General features: G+C 45.9%; 15 protein-coding genes. 4 read left to right on the forward strand and 11 right to left on the reverse strand.

Annotation, left to right across the window (positions count from 1 at the left end; translation table 11 throughout):
* Positions 1-38: 38 nt before the first annotated feature.
* The 3 genes from Q9R36_RS11205 to guaC all read right to left on the reverse strand — a co-directional run bounded on the left by Q9R36_RS11205 (position 39) and on the right by guaC (position 2,831).
* Positions 39-1,202 carry a hypothetical protein gene (locus tag Q9R36_RS11205; RefSeq protein WP_311225122.1) on the reverse strand — a complete coding sequence of 388 codons (1,164 nt, stop codon included), beginning with the start codon at positions 1,200-1,202 and terminating at the stop codon, positions 39-41.
* A complete protein-coding gene (locus Q9R36_RS11210; RefSeq protein WP_165352691.1) occupies positions 1,183-1,716 on the reverse strand; it encodes a sigma-70 family RNA polymerase sigma factor in 534 nt (177 codons plus the stop codon). The genes Q9R36_RS11205 and Q9R36_RS11210 overlap by 20 nt, the downstream gene beginning before the upstream one ends.
* 131 nt (positions 1,717-1,847) lie before the next feature.
* On the reverse strand, positions 1,848-2,831 hold the full coding sequence (gene guaC, locus Q9R36_RS11215; RefSeq protein ID WP_094767991.1) for a GMP reductase: 984 nt from the start codon (positions 2,829-2,831) through the stop codon (positions 1,848-1,850).
* 333 nt (positions 2,832-3,164) lie between these two features.
* Between guaC and Q9R36_RS11220 the strand changes: the two genes are divergently transcribed.
* On the forward strand, positions 3,165-3,659 hold the full coding sequence (locus tag Q9R36_RS11220) for a PH domain-containing protein (RefSeq protein ID WP_022543275.1): 495 nt from the start codon (positions 3,165-3,167) through the stop codon (positions 3,657-3,659).
* Positions 3,656-5,185: a PH domain-containing protein gene (locus tag Q9R36_RS11225; protein WP_129613858.1), complete on the forward strand. Its 1,530-nt coding sequence runs from the start codon at positions 3,656-3,658 to the stop codon at positions 5,183-5,185. Before Q9R36_RS11220 ends, Q9R36_RS11225 begins: the two co-directional genes overlap by 4 nt.
* Positions 5,186-5,228: 43 nt before the next feature.
* Here the strand turns inward: Q9R36_RS11225 and Q9R36_RS11230 are convergent, their stop codons facing one another.
* The 5 genes from Q9R36_RS11230 to Q9R36_RS11250 form a co-directional block, all read right to left on the reverse strand.
* Entirely contained in the window at positions 5,229-6,278 is a 1,050-nt protein-coding gene (locus tag Q9R36_RS11230; protein ID WP_129613857.1) for an NAD(P)/FAD-dependent oxidoreductase, read from the reverse strand.
* Positions 6,279-6,735: 457 nt separating this feature from the next.
* The gene (locus Q9R36_RS11235; protein ID WP_009792495.1) at positions 6,736-6,915 is read right to left on the reverse strand and encodes a hypothetical protein; all 180 of its coding nucleotides are present in this window, start codon (positions 6,913-6,915) and stop codon (positions 6,736-6,738) included.
* Between the two features lie 538 nt (positions 6,916-7,453).
* Positions 7,454-7,684 (reverse strand): excisionase family DNA-binding protein, encoded by a 231-nt coding sequence (locus Q9R36_RS11240; protein WP_009792498.1) that lies wholly within the window; start codon positions 7,682-7,684, stop codon positions 7,454-7,456.
* A 63-nt stretch (positions 7,685-7,747) separates the two neighbouring features.
* On the reverse strand, positions 7,748-8,371 hold the full coding sequence (locus Q9R36_RS11245) for a LysE family translocator (RefSeq protein WP_311225123.1): 624 nt from the start codon (positions 8,369-8,371) through the stop codon (positions 7,748-7,750).
* Between the two features lie 116 nt (positions 8,372-8,487).
* Complete coding sequence (locus tag Q9R36_RS11250; protein WP_311225124.1) at positions 8,488-9,573, reverse strand: YsnF/AvaK domain-containing protein; 1,086 nt, start codon at positions 9,571-9,573, stop codon at positions 8,488-8,490.
* Between the two features lie 281 nt (positions 9,574-9,854).
* Between Q9R36_RS11250 and Q9R36_RS11255 the strand changes: the two genes are divergently transcribed.
* Positions 9,855-10,529, forward strand: coding sequence for an NAD(P)H-dependent oxidoreductase (locus Q9R36_RS11255; protein WP_009792501.1), 675 nt, complete (start codon positions 9,855-9,857; stop codon positions 10,527-10,529).
* 78 nt (positions 10,530-10,607) lie between these two features.
* Here the strand turns inward: Q9R36_RS11255 and Q9R36_RS11260 are convergent, their stop codons facing one another.
* Positions 10,608-12,152 carry a DHA2 family efflux MFS transporter permease subunit gene (locus Q9R36_RS11260; RefSeq protein ID WP_009792502.1) on the reverse strand — a complete coding sequence of 515 codons (1,545 nt, stop codon included), beginning with the start codon at positions 12,150-12,152 and terminating at the stop codon, positions 10,608-10,610.
* A gap of 182 nt (positions 12,153-12,334) precedes the next feature.
* Here Q9R36_RS11260 and Q9R36_RS11265 point away from each other — a divergent pair, with 182 nt between their 5' ends.
* Positions 12,335-13,225 carry a TetR/AcrR family transcriptional regulator gene (locus Q9R36_RS11265; RefSeq protein WP_101552087.1) on the forward strand — a complete coding sequence of 297 codons (891 nt, stop codon included), beginning with the start codon at positions 12,335-12,337 and terminating at the stop codon, positions 13,223-13,225.
* A gap of 41 nt (positions 13,226-13,266) precedes the next feature.
* Here Q9R36_RS11265 and glsA read toward each other — a convergent pair whose 3' ends face one another.
* Positions 13,267-14,196 carry a glutaminase A gene (glsA, locus tag Q9R36_RS11270; protein ID WP_009792504.1) on the reverse strand — a complete coding sequence of 310 codons (930 nt, stop codon included), beginning with the start codon at positions 14,194-14,196 and terminating at the stop codon, positions 13,267-13,269.
* An 84-nt stretch (positions 14,197-14,280) separates the two neighbouring features.
* Positions 14,281-15,657, reverse strand: coding sequence for a 23S rRNA (uracil(1939)-C(5))-methyltransferase RlmD (gene rlmD, locus Q9R36_RS11275; protein WP_009792505.1), 1,377 nt, complete (start codon positions 15,655-15,657; stop codon positions 14,281-14,283).
* Positions 15,658-15,835: the final 178 nt, after the last annotated feature.

Genomic DNA, 15,835 nt, shown 5'->3' on the forward strand with positions numbered 1-15,835 from the left:
TTTCTCTGCTCAGCACCAAGCTGAAGTAAATCTCTCCTTCAATTATTAATTTTTCCTGTATCCAGAAGATACATAGAAAAGTCCTCGCCTTCTCCGTTCACCACAAGCACCCCGTCAGCTGTAAACCTCGGTTTGACCAGCCGTTCTTCTACATGCTCAAAGGCAGGCAGGGGCTTTGCACCGTCATCGACGATCCTGTACAGCTTGACCGTATTCGAATCTTCTTTTTCAGGTATACTCAAAGCCAGGTAATCTTCGTATACGGCATAGGCATCGAAGGGAGGAGTCTTTACTTTGTAAAGCTTCCCGTCTTCCAGGCTGATGTATGCTAAAACCGGAGACCTCCCCTCATTTGAAAGCTCCGCATAGATTTTGTCATCGGTCAGTGTAACATTGACAGCCTGATCATAAGGAACTGTGAATTCCTCTTCCTCTTCCCTGCCTTTTAAGTCATAGAGGGTAAAATGAATATTCTTTTCACCATTTTCCATAATGGTTTCTGGTATGACAATATGTCCTTCATCCCGGGATGTCTGGCTGTTTGTGCCTTCTCCTGTGAGCTCATGCAAATTAGATTCAGAAAATGTAAACAAATCCAGCAGTTTATATCCCCATGATTGGCCATCAGCCGAAAGGTAGCTTAGTCTATCCTCTTCAATCTGAAAATCGCCTGCAGCAGCACTACCAGGAATCTCTTCAATTTCTTTAGTATGACGGTCAAGGGCGTACAGCTTGCTCCTGCTGCCCCATACAAGCCAATCTTCATTCACCGCAAATTCATACAAACCCGCCTTCTCTTCCGGCTTGACCAGCGTCTCTGTTGTTTTTGTTTCCTTATTAAAGGAATAGAACCCTTTTCCGTCTGTGTAGACAAGCTCTTTGGTGTCCCCAATATATTGAGAGTTGATTAAAGAAGGATAGCTTGCGTCTGGAACCGTCACTTTTTCTAAAGAGTCGTCAAGCTGCTGGCGCACTTCACTCTCTTTCAGCTCTTCCTGAACATAGGGAGCGGCAAGTATGCCCGACAGCCCGAGGATAGCGCCAGCACTGACAAGGGGCAGAATGAGTCTGCTGGTGCGGCGGGGCCTGCGTTCGAGGCGTTTGGCTGCCTCTGTTAAAATTTTCTGCTTCTGCCTGCCTGACATGGTGATATGATCCGGGATGCTGTCCTCAAGTTCCTGTTTAATATTCTTTGGCATCATCAATCTCCTCCTCTCCCATTGTCAGACGAGCTATCTTCCTTCCCCTGGCCAGCCTGGTTTTCACCGTATTGGCCGGGCACTTCAAAATATCCCCGATCTCCTTTACAGAAAGCTCTGCATAATAATGAAGCCAAAGAACTTCCTTATATTTGACCGGCAGCCTGTCAATCAGCCGGAAAGTCCTGCTTTCCTCTTCCCGCCTCAGCACTTCCTCTTCAGGCGTAAAATCGGATGAAGGCATCACACTTTTTCTATTAAAAAAATCTATTTTTCGGAAACCCCAGCTTTTCAGGTAGTTTTTGCATTCATTCACGGTCATTCTGTATAAATAGGTTTTAACACTGGACCGGCCTTCGAATTGTTCCAGTTTCAGATAATAGCGGATATAGACCTCCTGGATGATATCCTCCGCTTTCGCTTCGTCTTTTACAAAAGCATAAGCGAGCCGGGTCAGGTAATGCCCATATTCATCCATGGCTTCTGTCAGCAATTGGTCTCTTTCTTTTTTCTCCAATTCCTTCCCCCCTTCTTCCTGGCAGTTAGACAATTCCAAACCGTTTTTGGTTTCAAAAAAGTCCCTCTTATTTTATTTTTATCCTCTGAATGCAGCAAAAAACCGCCTATCCAGGACAGGCGGCTTGCTGATTAGTATACTTTATCTCCATTAAAGATGGAGTTCTTGACAATCACATAGTCCACGTTCTTGATGGCGGACAGCTTGTTTCCTCCCGCATAGGAGATGGAGGACTGAAGATCCTGCTCCATTTCGATCAGCGTATCTTCTAAAGCACCTTTGTATTCTACGTGCATTTTCTTGCCTTCAACATTCTTCTTTTCGCCTTTTTGGAACTCGGAAGCAGATCCGAAGTATTCTTTGTACAGCTTCCCGTTAACTTCGACTGTTTCTCCAGGGGATTCTTCATGTCCCGCAAAAAGGGAACCGATCATGACCATGGAAGCGCCGAAACGGACTGATTTGGCGATATCGCCATGTGTGCGGATGCCCCCATCCGCAATGATCGGCTTGCTTGCTGCCTTGGCGCACCATCTTAATGCAGCCAACTGCCAGCCGCCGGTTCCAAAGCCGGTTTTGATTTTCGTAATGCAGACCTTCCCTGGCCCGATTCCAACTTTCGTTGCATCAGCACCCGCATTCTCCAGCTCACGGACTGCTTCAGGCGTGCCGACATTCCCTGCGATGACAAAGCTTCCCGGAAGGAGCTGCTTGATATGCTGAATCATTTTGATCACTGCATTGGAATGGCCATGGGCGATGTCGATTGTAATATATTCAGGAACCAGATTTTCCTCAGCCAGCTGCTGAACGAAAGTGTATTCTTCCTCTTTAACACCGACGCTGATTGACGCATATAATCCGCGTGATTTCATATCCCTTACAAATGCAAGGCGCTTCTCAGGCTGGAAGCGGTGCATGATATAAAAATAATTCTTTTCTGCTAATTGAATGGAAATGCGCTCATCAATAATGGTCTGCATATTGGCAGGCACAACCGGCAGCTTAAAGGTGCGTCCTCCAAACTCAACCGTTGTATCACACTCAGTCCTGCTGTTCACAATTGATTTTGCCGGAATTAATTGAATATCCTCGTAATCAAATACATTATCCATGAGTAAACACTCCTTATATGTGTATAAAATCAAGGTCCTGCTTCCTCGGAAGCATCCAGAGTCACTATTATTATTATTCGGCGGGCATTTATTGCCCCAACCCATTAAAGAGTTTAATACACGAACGATAAAAAGTCAACTTATAATAATGTTCGTATTTTACAAGTGAAATATCTTTTGAAAACAGATACATTCCATTTTTCGTGTGAAACAGGCTGTAAACTAAAAATCCCCCTCTTATCCGCAAAATTAAATGAATCTTTATGAGAACCTTCGACGTAAGTAACATAAGGACTTAATCTTTCTATTAAATTGTTTTCAGGAGTGGTATTTTTGGAATCGCGGATCGCACCGCCTCAAAACAGATTATCAAAAAACGCGGTAAAAGTTTGGATTACGGCCGATATGATCGGCGACATTATTGCCTTCGCCGTTCTCGGCATACTATTGTATCTGGATCATTATTTTGCATGGAAAGAGTGGATCGGCTGGATTCTGATCGGGTTAGTGGTGATTACAGTTCTCTCTATTCCCTGGTCGATCATCAGGCCGATGCTGCTTTATAAAAATTGGCGGTATGGAGTGGACGAGGAATTCCTGAAGCTGAAGTTCGGGGCGATTACCGAGAAGCACCAGCTGGTCCCTATGACAAAAATCCAATCTGTATCTGCCAGCCAGGGACCATTGATGAGGAGATATGGCCTCTATTCCATCTCGATTGAAACGATGGGCTCTTCCCACACTATTCCTGCATTGCCTGACGAAGTGGCTATGCAGCTGCGGGATACGATTGCCCGTTTCGCCAAAATAAAGGAAGTGGAACAATGATCGAGGAAAAACGCCATCACCCGCTTATCATGCTGATGAATCTTTACCAGCTGGTGAAGGGTTCCATATTCATCGTTTTCTTTCTGTTTGTCATCAAATTTGGCTCTGATGCTGCGTATGTTAAATACGGAAGGCTGGTATTCTTCCTTTTCATGGCTGTTTCCGCTGTTTCAATTGTCCTGAAATGGCTGACAAGCACCTATAAGCTTGACGGCAGTTCCTTTCATTTAAAAGAAGGGATTTTTACCAAATCGAATCAGACCATCCCTTTTTCAAAGGTACAGAATGTGAATTACCGCACCTCCCTTTTTCACCGGATATTCGGGTTGACTTCAATCCGGTTTGAAACAGGAATGACAGGCGCAGATTCAGCGATTGAATTCAAGGTCATCCGAAAGGAAGAAGCTGAAAAGCTGGAAGAACATGTTTCCCGTCCGCAGGAGGAAGGCATTTCACTTGTGGATCCGGCGGGCGCTCCTCCGGCTGGCCAGGAAGCCGGAAACGAGAAAACTGCACAGCCTGTGCTTCCTGCCGGGAGGATCGTCCATTTTACCCCTGGAAAAAAGGACATCCTTAAAGCATCATTCACTTCCTTCAGCTTTCTTGTCCTTTTTTCCGCCATTGTGTCCATTTATTTTAAAATCGATGAAGTATTTGACCTGGATGAGCAGGCCCAGGGTCTTTTTGCCGCATTGATGGGTTCAAGTCTTCTTCTTGCTGGCATCCTAATCCTTCTGCTGCTCGTTTCGACCGGGATCGGAGTGGCAAGGACTTATCTTAAATACGGGAAATATGAAATTTCCTCAGATCAGGAACGGATCTATATCGTCCAGGGAGTGCTCGATGAATCCAGATTCTCCATTTTAAAAGAGAGGGTGCAGGCTATTGAGGTGAAACAGCCGCCCATCAAAAGGCTGCTGGGACTTGCAGAAGTAAAGCTGACAAGCGCCGGCGGTGTAAGCCTCGGTGAGGATTCGCCTGAAATCAGCACATTGTATCCGTTCCTCCCTGTTAAAAGAGCCTATGAAATGATTTCTGAGATCCTGCCGCAATACGAGGTCACCAGGGAAATGAAGCGGCTGCCAGGGAAGTCTTTCTGGATCCGCCTGTTAAAGCCAAGCTGGGTGTGGATTCTGGCCACTGCAGGGCTGGCATGGTTCAAGCCTGAAATCCTTGATACAGAGAGAGCCTGGCTGTTCGTTTCTGCTGGCCTCCTAATCATCATAGCCCTGTTAAGAATCCTGGATTACTGGAATACAAGATACACTCTGAACAGCCAGTTCATCCAGATGAAATCCGGAAGCCTATCCACTTCACTGTTCATTTCTAAACGGGAAAAGGTGATCGAGGTCAGCGTAACAAGCAATCTTTTTCAAAAGTGGCTCGGACTTGCTTCAATTGAAACCGTCAACAGAGCCAAGCCGGTCCTCCATTCCAGCCTTGATGATGTGCCGAAAGAAATGGCGGCAGACTTCTATGAATGGTATGTGGGAAGAGGAACGGAAATCAAGTATCAAGAATACTAAAAAAAGGCAGGCGCCCAAATCAGGGTACCTGCCTTTACGTCTATTATTTAATCATCTGCTGGACAATCTTGCGGTTGCGCTGCTTAAATACATCATTATGGGACGAGACCATCGCGGCCCTGCCGGCGTCCGGCTGGATGTATTGCTTTGCTTTGTTCACCGCATTGGCAGCATCCTGGAACGCGCCTGCAATCAGGTTGAGCTTGCCTTCATGCTGAAGGATATCCCCTGCTGCATAGAGACCCTCAATGGATGACTCACTGCAACTGTTCCCGGAAATATAGAAATCCTGGGCAATATCAATCTTCAATCCGCTATTCTTCAATAATGAAGCATCCTGCTCATAGCCATGGTTGATGATGACTTCGTCCACATCCAGATAAGAAACTTCTCCTGTTTCACAATTGGTCAGCTCTACCTTTTCAATCTCCTCATGGCTTTCACCGGCAATCAGCTTTGTGATAGACGTGCAGCCAAGGCAGATGGCTGAGCTCCCGAGAAGCTGGGACACCTGCGCCTCATGTCCGGAAAGGTTCTCCTTCCGGAAAGCGATATACACCTGGCGTGCGACCGGCTCCAGCTCATTCGCCCAATCAATCGCAGAATTGCCGCCGCCTGAAATGATGACCCTTTTATCCTTGAAATGCTGCAGTGATTTTACCGTATAATTCAGATTGGAAACCTCAAACCGTTCAGCGCCCTCTATGTTCAGCTTCTGAGGATTCAGAATTCCGCTGCCTACAGCGACAATGATTGTCCTTGAGTAATGCAGCCTTCCCGAAGATCCGGAAAGGACAAAAATTCCATCCTCCCCGCGGGAGATCGCTTCCACCTTTTCATTAAGCACAACCTCCGGATCAAAGGTCAGCCCCTGCTCTACCAGCTGTGTAATCAGCTTTGCACCTGGAGTTGGCGTCAGGCCGCCGACGTCCCAAATCATCTTTTCAGGATAAACATGTATTTTTCCGCCAAGCTGCGGCTGAAATTCAATCAGTTTTGTTTTCATTTCCCTGAGGCCGCTGTAAAAGGCTGAATATAGGCCTGCTGGCCCCCCGCCGATAATGGTGACATCAAAAATCTCCTGCTGATTCATTCCGCTCACTCCTCATAACCAATAGAATTGATTATCATTCTCATTTAAATATACTCCTTTTTACCCTCCAGCACAACAATAAACTTATCCGAAATGTCACAGTTTCTCTTTTTTCTGTCTCACCAGGCTGGTGCATAATTGATAGGGCTGTTAAAGTTCAATGTTGAGTGAGATTAAAAATAAAAATGGAACTTCCTGATTTGTGGAAGTTCCATTTTGTAATAATTGCTTGGTAGACTAAAGCACCCGTTTGTTTAAGTGCATTTTCACAATTGTTTATCTTAACATAAATAACTATTGAATTTTAATAATACAATATCTACAATTTTTGTTCCAAATTCTCATTAAATAAGACTCAATCCTAAATTTGTAACGAGTCTTTATTGAACGTTTTTTTACACGGTAGTTGATTGACAAATTCAAGTCTTTCCCGACTTTGTTGTCATTCAACAATTTCTTAATAACTTTCTCCACTTTTCTCTTTTTCCTTATTCTTTAGAATCTTTATAGCTGTTCTAATGTTTCGCAACATCCCCATATTTTCCCCTGTATATACCCATATTAAAGTGTAAATAATTTGTTGTACCCCTATAACTAAAAAGGCACCTAGTATTAATCCTAACGAAAATGGTGACATATAATATCCCCTTATTTCTCAATTTCCTTCAATAATGCCATTGACAATACCTAATGTGTTCCTCTTACACACTAATACGCTTATATAAAACAAAAGTTTCATTGTTTCTATATCGGCTTATCCTCTAACACTAACCTGCACCGTTTGTGCATAATCTAATTGGAGCGGCATTAAAGGAAAACTACATAAGAGCAATTTTTTTCTTCCCTTCCAGCCATAAAAGAGTGAACCTTCCTTGACCTGATATGAGGGAATCAGTGACCGGCTGAAAAATAAGCGGAGAAATTCCCCCTAATTTCTTAAAACCTCTAAAAACAGCTCAAATAGACGGAGAAATTCCGCCTATCAACTCAAAAAACAGGAAAATGGGCAACTTTGCTCCGCTTAACCGGAAAATTTCCGCTTATTTTAAAGCTTGCTGGCCACTCCATAAGGCGACTTCCTGTTTTTATATTTCCATGTGATCAAATTATCAACAACAGATTTTAACAGAGCTTTTTAAAAATAGAAAAGCACCCGGCATCCCAGGCGCTTTGTTTTAGTCTTCATCCTTTATATCCCGATCTTCCGGAATTGGTTCATTCAGTACTTCCTCGACCAGCCTTTTATACTTCTCCATCTGTTCCAAATGAGTCTTGAATTGCTCTTTATAGATGAGATACTGCTCGCCGTCAAAAATGGCGCGAATTTTTTTCTGCTGCACAAGCTTTTCGACAGCAGCAGCTGGCATTGACAGATATTCTGCCGTTTCTTCAATGGTTAAATACATGGACTCAGCCCTTCTGTTCTGATCTTATTTACAGAATAGCATGTTTTAATGAAAATGAGGAGCCTACAGCGCCTTCTCCAGAGCAAGCTTAACACCGAATCCAATGAGAATGGTCCCGGTCAGCCCTTCGATTGCCTTCTGAGTTTTCGGTTTTTTCATAAAAGAACTAATCTGCTGGATTAAGAGTACATATAAGAAAAACCAGACAGCAGTCAAAATGGTATAGACCGCTCCCATAAGGAGAAATGGGAAAAATGGCGCGGTCCCCTCTTCAACAAACTGCGGCAGAAAGGTCAGGAAAAATACAGCGACCTTCGGATTCAGCAGATTCGTCAAAAAGCCCTGCCTGAAGAACGTTTTCCCTTTAATCACCTGCTCGCTGTTCTTATCAAGTTCCTGTCCGCCATTCCTGATTGATAGTAGGCTTTTGATTCCAAGATAGACCAAATAAGCAGCACCGGCATATTTCAATACAGAAAAAAGCATAGCCGACTTGACAATCAGGGCGGAAAGCCCGGCAACCGCAGCAAGTGTATGGATTGCCAGCGCAGAGCATGTGCCTGCCGCCGTTTTGAGTCCGCCCATCCTGCCTGCAGAGAGTGTATTTCTTGTAGCAACCGCTGTATCAGGCCCTGGCAGGATGATCAGAAAAATGCACATCAAAGCAAATAAATAGAAGTTCACCATACGCTTACCCGCTTTCTTTTTATATACCAATTTATACCACCGATATGTGAATGTAAATAAAATTCTGCACAGAAAAAACAGCCAGCATGATGCTGGCTGTTTCGTCTTTATTCAGATTAGAAGCGGCCGCGATCGTCCATACGGTCTGCCAGGCTGTCGTCCTGATCGCTGCCCAGATAGGCTGTGCCGGAATCACGGTCATCTTCATCGTAATCATCCGCACCATCCACATGGGCTTTTTCACGCTTGACTGTATCCCTGACAGTCTCTGTATCCTCAACCTTCCGCTTGCCGACAACAAGCTCCTCAGTCACGACAGGTTTCTTCGTAACTTCCAGACGTTCTTCAGTAATGGGAATTCTTATATCGTCATTGTCATCGACAATCGGTCCGGCATCTCCATCAACGGCCTGCCCGTCAACTTTGCGCCGTTCTACATATACTTCATCATGGCTGACATTCACATCAACTGAACGCTCTTCTTCTACAACGTCTTTTTCAACGTGAACCTCACCGGTCTGGACGCGCTCTTTGTCAACCTGCAGGCGCTCCTCACGCAGGCGCAGGCGCTGTTCGTCAGTCAAGTCATCTTCATCAGCATAGCCATTCAATTTATCTGAATTGACACCCTCTACATCAGCAGAGCCGGTCAATTCATCTGCCTTGACACCCTCTACATAGCCGTCCGGCTCGTCGGTCAGTCTGCCTGTACGCATTCCTGCAGTGTTTGCCATGCCGGCTGTACCTGCTGTATTATTCGGACCGGTTACTGCCCCATAGCCTGTGGCATCAAGGGTCGGAGCAGCAGGGCTCGTAGGGTTTGCTTCATTAGCAAGTGTCCGTTCTCCATAGTATTGATCATAATCCTTATCAACGTACAGCAGAATTTTTCCCGCCTGAATATCACTGTAATAGCGGTCAGCCTCTGCATCTGTCAGTCCCATATTCTGCATTCCTCCGCGGACCTCATCCTCACCGGTCAGGAATGACATAAACTTGTCCAGCCATGAACCGCCGTCTGCATCCGTTCCTTCCACTTCTGCACCGGTTCGCCCTCTTACCATAGAGATATCATCGGCATCCTTCGCAACCGCATAAATATCCGATTCTCCGTAGCCCTGGAGTTTTAAGTCGTCAATCTTCTTGATTGCTTCTTCCTGTGTATCGAATACTCCAATGAACTTTTTGTTGTCATTCATCATGATTACCTCCTGTAAATTTTAGATTTTAATATGCTTTTTAATTACCCGATGGACTCTGCTGGAAACATACAAAAAATGTTCTGCCTCATCCAGCCTTTCCAAGATGTTCTATTATTCAGGTGTAGTTGTTATGTACCCGCACTGCCTGTCAAATAATTTATGGAAATAGAGGAATATCAAACAGATTTTTCCATTACCATTTCCCGCCGAGCCGATTTCATGAATTAAAAAATGGATTATGGTAATTTTAATGAGAGTAAAAAATAGAAGGAGTTGACGAGATGCGCAATAAAGAAGAATTAAAGCAGGAGATTCTGGACGCTTACCATTTCCGCCACGCAACAAAGGAATTTGATCCAGATAAAAAAATCCCGGAGGATGACTTCCGCTTCATCATGGAAACCGGCCGTCTCTCTCCAAGCTCATTCGGATTTGAGCCTTGGCGCTTTGCTGTCATTGAAAGCCCGGAACTTCGGGAAAAAATTAAAAACGCTTCCTGGGGTGCTTACAGCAAGCTGCCTGATGCGAGCCATTTCGTCGTCATTCTGGCGCGGACCAAAATGGATACTAAGTATGATTCGGATTATTTAAAAGACCAATTCACCAATGTTCTGAATATGCCTTCTGATATACTCGAAAAATACCTTGGCCGGGTTGAGGAATTCCAGAAAGATGATTTCAAGCTTCTTGAAGGAGACCGTCCGCTGTATGACTGGGCTTCCAAGCAGACCTACATCGCCCTTGCTAATATGATGACAGCTGCTGCCCAGATTGGCATCGATTCCTGTCCGATCGAAGGCTTTAATATTGAAAAAATGAATGAACTGCTCCAGGAGGAAGGCATCCTCGAGGACGGCCACTTCGGCATATCCGTCATGGTTGCATTCGGCTACCGTACAAAAGATCCGCGTCCGAAATCAAGAAGGGCTTTCGATGATGTGGTAAAAACATATTAAAAGGGAAAAGGAAGATTCTGCTCTTCCTTTTTTTAATGTAAAAAGGAGAATGCCCCATGGACATTCTCCTTTTCTCTATTAGTTTTCAGCCAGCTTTGGTGCAGTCTTTTCCTGTGAAGATTTTGCTTCAGATGGTTCTTCAGCCGGCTTGGCACGCTTGATGAAGAAGGCAAGCACAAGGGCAACACCAGCAATGAAGGTTGCCACAAGGAAAGCATCATTGATGCCTTCAAGCATAGCCTGCATGCCGATCTGCTGCTCCATTTGGGCAAGCGCAGCTTCTGTCGGCTGGACGCCGGCATTTGACCCTGCCGACTGCTGCAATGCATCAGCAGCAATCTCTTCAGCATGGGTTTTGGTCCGCGTTGACATGATTGTCACAAGCAACGCTGTTCCAATCGCGCCAGATACCTGGTTCAAAGTGTTATTCATCGCTGTCCCGTGCGGATAGTACTGGGCTGGCAGCTGGTTAAGGCCATTAGTTGATACCGGCATCATAACCATGGACATCCCAAGCATACGGACAGAGTAAAGAATGATCAAATTTGTATAAGTTGTATCAAGAGTAAGCTTTGAGAACAGGTAAGTCGTTACTACAGTGATCGCAAGTCCGATGATCGCAAGCACGCGGCCTCCGAATTTATCGAACAAACGGCCGGTAATAGGCGACATGAATGCCATGATGATGGCTCCAGGCAGAAGCAGAAGCCCTGCATCCATAGGCGAGATTCCGCGAAGGGTCTGCACATAGATCGGCAGAAGGATCATCCCTGAGAACAGTGCCATATTGACTACCATTGTAATGGCTGATGATAAAGCAAACATCGGATATTTATAAACCCCGAAATTCAGCATCGGGCGCTCCTGCTTTGTCTGGCGCAGGATGAAAATAATCAGCGAGATAACACCCACTGTAATGGTTACATACACATGCGGGCTGTCCCAGCCTTTGTCCCCCGCGGAGCTGAACCCGTAAAGGATTCCGCCGAAACCGATGCTGGACAGGATAAGAGACAGCATATCCAGGCGGATGTTCACTTTTTCCTTCTTATCCTTCAGCAGGAAGAATCCGACAAGCAGAACTACAGCCGCAATCGGAGTAATGAAGTGGAACAGCATTCTCCAATCATAGTGCTCAATGATCCATCCTGACAGCGTAGGGCCGATTGCAGGTGCAAACATGAGGATCAGTCCAAATACACCCATCGCCGTTCCCCTTTTTTCAACAGGGAAGCTGATCAGCATAACATTCATCAAAAGCGGCATAAGAATAGCCGAACCTGATGCCTGAAGCATCCTTCCAGCCAGCAATACCGGGAAAATATGCGCAGTTCCGGCCAGCACAGTCCCCGCTGTAAATAAAAGCATGGCTGCAAGGAACAGCCTGCGTACAGAATATTTTTGAATAAGGAAAGCAGTTGTCGGGATTAGAATTCCGTTGACGAGCATGAAGCCGGTTGTCAGCCATTGAACGGTTGATGCGCCGATTTCAAGCTCCTTCATGATAGAAGGCAGCGCGATATTCAAGAGCGTATTATTCAAGAAAGCAATAAAGGCGCCAATCATCAGAACCGCGATCATACCGTACGGCGGCCTGCCTGTATTATTTATTTTTTGTTCCATTTTTTCCTCCTATACTTTAAGTCCAATATATTGGACTCCTGTTTCACAAAACATATCATATACCATCGGTACAAAGATTGCAATCATTAAATTCCGTTGAAATAACTGGATTTGTTTTGGCATAATAAATGGTGTACTATAAAATTTATACAGGCAGTATACTACTTAAAAAAGGTGATTTTATGAATGACAGGAAACAGCATGTGATCAAAATGGCACACCAGCTGTTTATCGATAAAGGCTTCCAGGCCACCAGCATTCAGGATATCCTGGAGTACAGCGGCATCTCCAAAGGAACCTTCTATAATTATTTTCCATCTAAGAATGAACTCCTGATTGAAATGGTCAGAAGCATCTATTCCCAGCTGGAAAAAGAACGCAATGAACTGCTCATCGGCCAGGATCCTGCCGATATAGATATATTCATCCAGCAGATCGAGCTTCAGCTGATAACGAACCGAGCGAATAAGCTGATCGCCCTTTTCGAAGAAGTCTACATCTTAAATGATGAAGACCTGAAGGAATTCATCAAACGCGGACAGCTCCGCATGCTGCGCTGGCTGTATCAGCGGTTCATCGATCTGTTCGGCGAAAGCAAGAAATACTATCTTCTTGACTGCTCGATCATATTTCTCGGGATCCTTAACCAGAACTTGAAATATCACACAATTGCGAATGAAGTGAATGCCAGCATCCACCAGGTGGTACAGTACAGTGTAAAGAGAATTGTGAAAATGGTTGAGGAGGTATCCAGTACAGAAGACCAGCTGTTTCAGCCTGAGCTTCTGGATAAATGGGCTCCAGACTGCAGACATCCAAATCCCGGCTTCCAAAAGGATCTCCACCACACGGTCCTAACGCTGAAAAAAGCAATCAACAAAGAAGAGCCTAAATATGTGGAGCTTCTTGATTTTATACAGGAAGAGCTTCTAAGATCCAAGAATCCGAGAAGGTTTTTGATTGAGAGCACATTGGCAACCATTAAGGCAAGTGGCTTATTCAAACTGATGGATACCGACAAACTTGAACAGCTTATTTCGGCATTTTTTGACCAGATCAAGGAACCGGCATAAGCCAGAAACCCGCTGTAATTGCAGCGGGTTTTATGATTGGATTAAAACATGCTTAAACTGTAATTCTTCGACAGCAGTTCCAAAAGCCGGATCCCTGCAATGCTGTTTCCCCTCTCATCAAGGGCCGGCCCGAAGATGCCAATGCCAAAACGGCCAGGGACCGCACCCATGATCCCTCCTGAAACACCGCTTTTCGCCGGGATCCCGATTTTGATCGCAAATTCGCCTGAAGCATTGTACATGCCGCAGGTTACCATAAAGGTCTTGCAGATCCGCGCGATGTCCCTAGGCATGATTTCCCCGCCTGTCCGCGGGTCTTTTCCATCCAGTGCAAAAACAAGGCCAATCCTCGCCAGGTTCAGGCAGTTCATTTCAATAGCACACTGCCTCGTATATAAGTCGAGCAGATCTTCTACATCTTCCTGGATAACATCATGCTGCTTCAGGAAATAGCAAAGCGCCCTGTTCAGGTCGGCTGTCCTCAATTCGGACTCTGCTACTTCCCGGCAGTAGCCGATCGTTTCATCATCTGCGAGCCGCCGGACGAAACCAAGAAGCTTTTCGAAACGTTCATCAGGAGAACTTCCTTCCACCATGTGTGTAACGACAAGCGCCCCTGCATTAATCATGGGATTCAGGGGTTTGGCAGGCGCCATGGTCTCAAGCTTGGCAATCGAGTTGAACGGATCGCCCGTCGGCTCCATCCCCACACGGTCGAACACATAACCAGGGCCCCTTTCCATTAAAACATAGGCCAGGCTGATTACTTTTGACACACTTTGAAGCGTAATCTTTTCCTCAACATCACCGGCAGAGACGCATTCGCCGCCAGGATATTGGATCGCAATGGATAAATCCCCCGGATCCGCCTTACCAAGCGCAGGGATATAATCGGCCACCCTTCCGTGCACCGTCTCCTTCCGCGCTTCCTCAACCAGTTTTTTTAATTCATCACTAGAACGGCATGCCATTTTCATCACCCGTTTTAGTATTGGTCAGAGTGTTTGGAAGTATGTGAAAAGGCAGCCTGGTTGGGGCTGCCTCAGTTTTATGGATTATTGATCTTTTAGGGTGATTTTTGCCACTGCTTCACAATGCATCGTCTGCGGGAACATATCAACCGGCTGGACTTCCTCTGTCTTATACCCGCCGTCTTCAAGGATCCGCAAATCGCGGGCAAGCGTGGCAGGATTGCAGGAAACATAGACCACTTTTTTCGGCTTCATGCTTAGAATCGTCTGCAGCAAGGCTTCATCACAGCCTTTGCGCGGCGGATCGACAACCAGGACATCCGCCTGGTTTCCTTCCTTATACCAATCAGGGATGACCTTTTCCGCTTCCCCAACCGCAAACTCCGCATTTGTTATCCCGTTAAGAGCCGCATTGCGTTTGGCATCCTCAATTGCCTCAGGCACGATTTCCACTCCAAAGACCTTCTTTGCCTTTTGAGCGAGAAAAAGAGAAATGGTGCCGATTCCGCAATAAGCATCTATGACGCTTTCTTCGCCTGACAGATCTGCATATTCAAGCGCCTTCTCGTAAAGCACCTTCGTCTGCTCCGGATTGACCTGGTAAAAAGAGCGGGCTGAGATGGCGAACTTGATATCGCCAATATAATCGTAGATCACTTCTTCGCCCCAGATGACACGGGTGACGTCTCCAAAGATCACATTCGTTTTCTTCGGGTTCACATTATGGACGATCGACTTGATTCCTTTTATGCTCGCTGCAATTTCCTCGGTGATCTTTTTCCGGTTCGGAAGCTCATTGGTCCTTGTAATCAGCACGACCATCACTTCTCCGGTTACAAGTCCATGCCGCGCCATGATGTGGCGGAGCTCACCTTTATGGCGCCCTTCATCATAAGCCCTGACTCCATACTTGGCGCAGATCTCTTTGACTGTCTGGACGACTTCATCATTTTTTTCCTGCTGGATCAGACACTCTTTCATATCGATGATCTGGTGGGATCGCTGCTGGTAGAAGCCGCCGATCAGACCGCCTTCATGCTCGCCTATCGGCACCTGTGCCTTATTCCGGTATCTCCACGGCTCACTCATCCCGAGAACCGGATGAACCTTCACGTCCTCAAGCTTTCCGATCCTTGTAAGCACATCACGCACCTGCTTTTCCTTTGCCAGCATCTGGCCCTGATAGCTGAGATGCTGCAGCTGGCAGCCGCCGCACTCCTTATAAATCGGGCAGGGAGCAACGACACGGTGCGGGCTCTCTTCATAAATCTCCATCAAACGCCCAAACCCGTACCCTTTATTCACCTTCGTCACCTTCACCTGGGCCCTCTCGCCCGGCAGGCCATTCGGCACAAACAGCGGATAGCCATCCACCTTCGCGACTCCCGCCCCATCATGCGTCAAATCTTCAAACATTACATCTATATAATCATTCTTCTGAACTGGAACAGTACCCTTCATCACGTTCGTCCTTTGCTGTGTTAATTTCCGTGGCTCTATTGACTAGCAAGATTGTACCACAAAGGGTGGGGGAAAGCGAAGGCAGGGAGATTTTTGGGGATGAGGGGTTGGCTGGGGAGCTGGGTTTGGAGGTTGGGCGGAGTGGAGTTGCTAATATATTGAAGAAGTTGCTAATAAA

The organism is Bacillus sp. AG4(2022) (assembly GCF_031844465.1).
In the GTDB taxonomy this organism is placed as follows: Bacteria; Bacillota; Bacilli; order Bacillales; family Cytobacillaceae; genus Bacillus_AB; species Bacillus_AB infantis.